2 protein-coding genes are annotated in these 2,084 nt (G+C 74.3%); both read left to right on the forward strand.

Going from position 1 to position 2,084, the window contains the following annotated elements; translation table 11 throughout:
* A partial coding sequence (locus tag H5J30_RS29310; protein WP_181790310.1) for a stealth family protein occupies nucleotides 1-1,172 on the forward strand: 1,172 nt, incomplete at its 5' end.
* A gap of 7 nt (nucleotides 1,173-1,179) precedes the next feature.
* Nucleotides 1,180-2,084: FkbM family methyltransferase (locus H5J30_RS29315; RefSeq protein WP_181790315.1), on the forward strand; the 905-nt coding region annotated here is incomplete at its 3' end.

The following is a 2,084-nucleotide window of genomic DNA, read 5'->3' on the forward strand; positions in this document are numbered from 1 at the left end:
GCACCGCGGGCGGCGGGGGCAGCGGCGGCGCGAGCGGGCCGGACGACGCGGCAGGGGGCGGCCGCACCCGGCTGGTGGCGCCCCGGTTCAACCGCGTCGTCGAGTCCGTGCCGCACGACGGCGCGTATGTCACCGCGCCCGGGCACCTCTTCACCCGCTTCGTCCTCGCCGACTCCCTCGGCCGCGCCCCCGACGTCCGCACCCGCCCCGAGATGACCGTCCCGCTCCCCGACGACCTCCCCTTCCCCGTCGACGCCGTCTACACGTGGGTCGACGGGGACGACCCCGCGTGGCGCCGCCGCCGCGCCGCCGCGGGCGGTGTCCCGTACCACGCCGAGGCCGCGAACGACGCCCGCTACCTCAACCGCGACGAGCTTCGCTACTCGCTCCGTTCGCTGCACCTGTACGCCCCCTGGATCCGGCACGTCCACCTCGTCACCGACGACCAGGCCCCCGACTGGCTCGACACCGCCCACCCCCGCCTCACCGTCGTCGACCACCGCGACGTCTTCGCCGACCCGGGCGTCCTGCCCACGTTCAACTCGCACGCCATCGAGAGCCAGCTCCACCACATCGACGGCCTGGCCGAGCACTTCCTCTACTTCAACGACGACGTCTTCCTCGGCGCCCCGCTGCTGCCCGACCGCTTCTTCCTGCCCAGCGGCATCACCCGCTACTTCCCGTCCCGCGCGCTGCTGCCCTCCGGGCCGCCGGCCCCCGGCGACGTACCGGTGTCGATCGCCGGAAAGAACAACCGGGCGCTGCTTCAGGAGAGGTTCGGCACGTACGTCACGCAGAAGATGAAGCACACGCCGCACGCCCTGCGGCGCAGCACCCTGGCCGAGATCGAGGAGCGCTTCCCGGACCGGCACCGGCAGACGGCGGCAAGCCGCTTCCGCAGCGCCACGGACCTGAGCATCCCGTCCGCGTTCCACCACTACTACGCGGCCGCCACCGGCCGCGCGGTCCCCGGGCAGATCCCGTACGACTACTTCGACCTCGCCCACCCGGACCTCGCCGCCCGCCTGGCGCGGCTGCTGCGCCGCCGCGACCGGAACGTCTTCTGCCTCAACGACACGCTCTCCGGCGCGGGCGACCTGGCCTGGCAGGTGGCGCTCGTGCGGCCGTTCCTGGAGGCGTACTTCCCCGACCCCAGCCCGTTCGAGAGGTGAGCAGGCCATGCCCCTGGCCGTCCGCACGCCGGTGCACCCGGCCGCGCCGCCCGGCACCGGCGCGTACCCCCGCGCGCTCAACGTGCTCAGCCGCAAGGAGACCGCGGTCCAGCGCCAGCTGCGACGCGCGGGCCTCGCCGGCTACGAGCCGCTGACGCAGGCGACGCTGCTGGCGCTCGCGGAGCACGCGCCGCCGCACGCGGCGGTCTACGACATCGGCGCCCACATCGGGCTGTACGCGGCCCTCGTCGACCTCGTCCACGGCGCCAAACGGCTCCAGACCGTCGCCTTCGAGCCGACCCCGCGCACGGCGGAGCTGTGCCGCGCCCTGCGCGACGGCAACGGACTGGGCTTCGACGTACGGCAGCTGGCGCTCTCGGACAGCACCCGCACGGCGGAGCTGTACCTGTCGCTGAAGGCGGAGAGCTCCAACTCCCTCAACGAGGCGCACCGCGCGCACACGGAGTCGGTGCGGGTGCCCGTCGGCACGGTGGACGCCTTCGCGGAGCGGCACGGGCACGCGCCGTACCTGATCAAGATCGACGTCGAGACGCACGAGCCCGAAGTCCTCGCGGGCGCGCGCAGGGTGCTGCGCGCGCACCGCCCGTGGATCGTCTGCGAGGTGCTGCCCGGCACGGACGCCGCCGCGATGGCCTCGGTGCTCGCGGAGCTGACGGCGCTGGGGTACGGGCTGCACCTCATCCACCCGGAGACGCCGTGGCGCAGGCACGACGCGAAGAGCTACGGGCCGCACGTCCAGGGGCAGTGCCGCGACTGGCTGTTCGCACCGCGGCCGCTGACGGACGGCTTCTACGCGGCGCAGCGGGAGTGGCTGCGGGCGGTGCTGGCGTGCGGCAAGGAGGAGAACGTCGTGGTGCCGCCGGGCGAGCCGTTCCCGCGCGGGTGGAACGC

It is taken from the genome of Streptomyces phytophilus, assembly GCF_013870535.1.
GTDB classification, from domain to species: domain Bacteria; phylum Actinomycetota; class Actinomycetes; order Streptomycetales; family Streptomycetaceae; genus Streptomyces; species Streptomyces phytophilus.